General features: G+C 72.3%; 2 protein-coding genes. Both read right to left on the bottom strand.

The features are described from left to right. A partial coding sequence (locus tag G3I40_RS11800) for an AMP-binding protein (protein ID WP_343244900.1) occupies nt 1–2,423 on the bottom strand: 2,423 nt, incomplete at its 3' end. A gap of 258 nt (nt 2,424–2,681) precedes the next feature. After that, nucleotides 2,682–4,172, bottom strand: a 1,491-nt coding sequence (locus G3I40_RS11795; protein WP_164302113.1) for an acyltransferase domain-containing protein, incomplete at its 5' end; no start/stop codon positions are given.

Here is a 4,172-nt window from a genome sequence, read left to right as displayed (position 1 = left end):
TCGCCGGTGACGCCGACGGGGACCGGCGCCAGCCCCGGCCCCAATACGTAGAGGGCGGTGTGGTCCATCGGGCGGCCCCACTCGCCCTCGCGCTGCGCCGGCCGGTCCGCGGTGAGGCGGTGGGACGCGGCGAACCCGGTTGCCTCGGCGGGGCCGTGGCCAGTGACGACCGTCAGGTCGGGGCAGACGTCCCGCACGCGGCGCACCGCGGCCGCGGGCACGTGGTCGCCGCCGGTCCACACCTCGCGCACCCCGGTGAGGCATTCGGGCAGATGGGCCGCGACCGCGCAGAACCGGGTCGCGGGCAGCCACACCGCGGTGATCTCGTGCGCCGCCAGCGTCTCGCTCAGCGCGTCGACGTCCAGCTCTCCCCCAGGAGCCACGACCACGCGGCCGCCGTTCAGCAACGGCACCCACACTTCGAGGGCGAGCGCATCGGGGGTGGGCGGTGCGTGCCACAGCACGGTGCCGGAGCCGGCTTCCTGCCAGGAGCGGTCCAGGACGAGCCGTGCCATGTTCCGGTGCGTGAGAGCGACTTCAGTGGTGGCTTCGGTCGCTCCGGTCGCTTCGGTCGCTCCTGAGCCGTATGCCACGGCCAGGAGGCTGTCCTGGTGCGGCGGGGGGAGCGGGTCGTCTCGTACGCCGCTGTTGCCGGTGGCAGTGGCGGCGGTGGACCGGATGTCGTCGAGGACGAGCGTCGCCACGGTCAGGTCCGCGGGGAGCGCCGCGGCCGTCGCCGCGTCGGTGAGGAGGACGCGCGCCGAGGAACCGGCGACCTGCGTCCTGATCCGTTCCGCCGGGGACGACGGGTCGACCGGCAGGTAGGCGCCGCCCGCCTTCGCCACCCCCAGCAGGGCGACGGCCAGGTCCACGGAGCGCGGCATCGTCACCGCCACGACCGTCTCGCGTCCCACGTGCTGCCGGCGCAGGGCCCGGGCCAGGGTGGTCGACCGCTCGTCCAACTCCCGGTACGAGACCGTCGCGTCGCCGCACTCCAGCGCGACGGCGTCGGGCTGCCGCGCGACCTGGCGGGCGAACAGCTGCGGCACCGTCGAGCCGGGGACCGCCGCATCCGTGTCGTTCGGCGCCATCAGCGCCCGGTCCCGCTCGTCGCCGCTCAGGACGTCCAGCGCACCGACCGGCTGCTCGGCGGCGGCCACCACGGCGCGGATGTGATCGGTCAACTCGGCGCCGATGAAGCACAGTTCGGCGCGGTCGTACAGGCTCGCGGGGGCGTCGAGCCGGATGTACAGGTCGCTGTCGGCGCTCCCGTCGCTGTAGACGGCGATCGACAGTTCGTCGAAGGCGCCGGTCGTCCCCCCGAGGTAGCGCGCCGGGTGGTCGGCGAAGTGGAGCTGCTCCACGAATTCGACGACGTTCATGACGGCGCCGAAACTGCCGCGATCGCTCAGGACGGTTTCGCTCGCGCGCTGGATCTCCGAGTAGTGGCACGCCGTGTGGCCGAAGAGCTCGTACGTCTCGTCGACCATCGCGTCGGCGATCTCGGTGAAGGTCGCGCCGAGCGGCACCTTCACGCGTACCGGCACCACGTTGACGGCCAGTCCGGGCGTCCTGCTCGCCACGCCGACCCGGTTGCCGACGGCCAGCGAGAGCAGGAACTCCGGGCGGTCGCAGCGGTGCCGGAAGAACACCGCCGCGGCCGCGGTGAACAGCGTGGACATCCACACGCCCAGGGACTGCGCGGTCTCGGTCCACGTGTCCGCCTCGGCGCGCGGAACGGTCAGTGTGCGGCTGACCATGCCGATGGGTTCGGTCAGCTCGCCCCAGCGGTCGGCGCCGCTCATGGGCCGCGAGAGCGCGGCCCGCTGGGCATCGGACAGGGCGACGCGCGGTACCTGGGCGGGCGCGGGCGCGTCCGTCAGGTAGTCGCGCCAGAACTCCGTGTCCTCGGTGAACTTCCGGGAGTCGCGGTACTGCGCCGACTCGGCCGCGAACGACTCGGCGTCCCACGGGTGCGCCGGCTGCGGTATCTCCTGCGCCCGTGCCAGCGCCGTGTACACCTCGGCGAGGCGCCGCGACAGCAGGCCTCCGGTGCCGAACCCGTCCGAGATGAGGTGGTGGTAGGCGATCACCACGAGGGAGCGGGCCGCCGAGAGCCTCACCACGCCCAGCCGGAAGAGCAGGTCCCGCTGCAGGTCGAAGGGCTTTCGCACCACGTCGGCCAGCGCTTCGCGCGCCGCCTGCTCCGGGTCGGCCGCGGCGCTGAGGTCCAGGAAGAACGGCCGCCAGTCCCCCAGCTCCCGTGGCCTCAGCCGCAGTCCGTCGCCGTCGTCGGCGAACGTGACGCGCAGCACCTCCGCCTCGTCCATCACGTGCAGGAACGCGGATTCCATGACGGCCGCGTCCAGTTCACCGTCCACATCCCACATGGTCAGCGCATGGTTCAGCGTGTCGGGAGACACCGTCTCCGCCAGCCACAGTCCTTTATGCGCAGACGACGCGCCGAACGAACGCACACAGATCAACCCCTCAGCAACAGGCCCGGGAATCGGGGGAATTCGCAGATCACCCCCACTCTCGGGGCAGCGGCCCAGCCGCTCAAGACAAGGTGGTGCCGGGCGGGGCGAGCCGTCCGGCGGGCTTGCGGTGTCCCGCCGGCGGGACATCCCCGCGTCAGGTCAGCAACGCCGTGTCCTCGACGTCATCTCATGGACGGCGCGTCATGAACGGCGCGTCATGGACGTGGTGACGTGGTCGGCGATCAGTCGCGGTGACGGGTGCCGCAGGACCAGGTTGGCCCGCAGTTTGAGTCCGGTCGACGCGGCCAGGCGTTTGCTCAGCTCCACCGACAGCAGCGAGTCGAATCCCAGCTCCTTGAAGTCCTGGTCGGGGCCGATGGCCTCGCTGGAGGCGTGTCCCAGTACGGCGGCGACCTTCGCGAGGACGTGGTCGAGCACGAGCGCCTTCGCCTCGCCGTCGGACAGGGCCGAGACCCGCTCCGGCAGCGGGACGAGGTGGTCGTCGCCGGCGGGCTGCTCCGTCGCGGGCACCTCGGCCGCCGCGGCCGTGTGCGAGGAGTTCAGCCAATACCGCTGCCGCTGGAACGCGTACGTCGGAAGGTCCACCCGGCGCCGCGCCCCGAACAGGGCGTCCCAGTCCACCGAACCGCCCCGGACGTGCAGGTGGGCCAGCGAGCCGAGCACGGCCTCCACCTCGTCGCGGTCGCGCCGCGAGGAGGACAGCACCAGCGCGTCGTCCACGTCCTCGACGATCTCCTGCACCGGCACGGTCAGCACGGGGTGCGGGCTCATCTCGACGAACACCCGGAATCCGTCGTCGGCGAGCCGTCGCACGGCCGGTTCGAAGAGGACCTTCTCGCGCAGGTTCTGGTACCAGTAGTCGCCGTTCAGCTCCGCCGTGTCGATGAGTTCGCCGTGCAGCGTCGAGCAGAACGGCAGTGCCGAGGTGGTCGGGCGCACGTCGGACAGCGAGCCGGTGACCTTGTCGCGGACCCGGGTCACGTGCGCGGAGTGCGAGGCGTAGTCGACCGAGATCCGCCGGGCCTGTACGCCCTCGGCCTGCATCTTCTCGATGAACTCGTCGAGGGCGTCGGGCTCCCCGGACACCACCACGGAACGGGGTCCGTTGACCACGGCGACGCTCACCTGGCCGCTCCACGGGGCGAGGCGTTCCGTCACGACGTCCGCGGACTCCGCGACGGAGGCCATCCCGCCGTGCCCGATCAGGTCCACCAGGGCCTTGCTGCGCAGCGCCACGACCTTGGTGGCGTCCCTCAAGGAAAGCGCACCGCATACGTAGGCGGCGGCTATCTCGCCTTGGCTGTGGCCCACCACCGCTGCCGGTTCCACGCCCCAGGACCGCCACAGGGCGGCCATGGACACCATCACGGAGAACAGGGCCGGCTGGACGACGTCCACCCGGTCCAGAGCGGGCGCGCCCTCCACGCCGCGCACCACGTCGAGCAGCGACCAGTCGACCCACTCGGACAGCGCGGCCGCGCACGCGTCGAGGGACTGCGCGAAGACCGGGAACGTGTCGTACAACTGCCGCCCCATGCCGGCCCACTGCGAGCCCTGTCCGGGGAACACGAAGGCGACGCCGCCGAGCTTGCGGGCGGCGCCGCGCACGACCGCGGCGGACTCCGCGCCGTCGCCGAGCGCGGTCAGGCCGCGGAGCAAGTCGTCGCGGCC

Source organism: Streptomyces sp. SID14478, from assembly GCF_010548525.1.
Classification (GTDB): Bacteria; Actinomycetota; Actinomycetes; order Streptomycetales; family Streptomycetaceae; genus Streptomyces.
The sequence above is the reverse complement of the archived record's forward strand: the minus strand, read 5'-3'. Positions and strand labels throughout refer to the sequence as shown.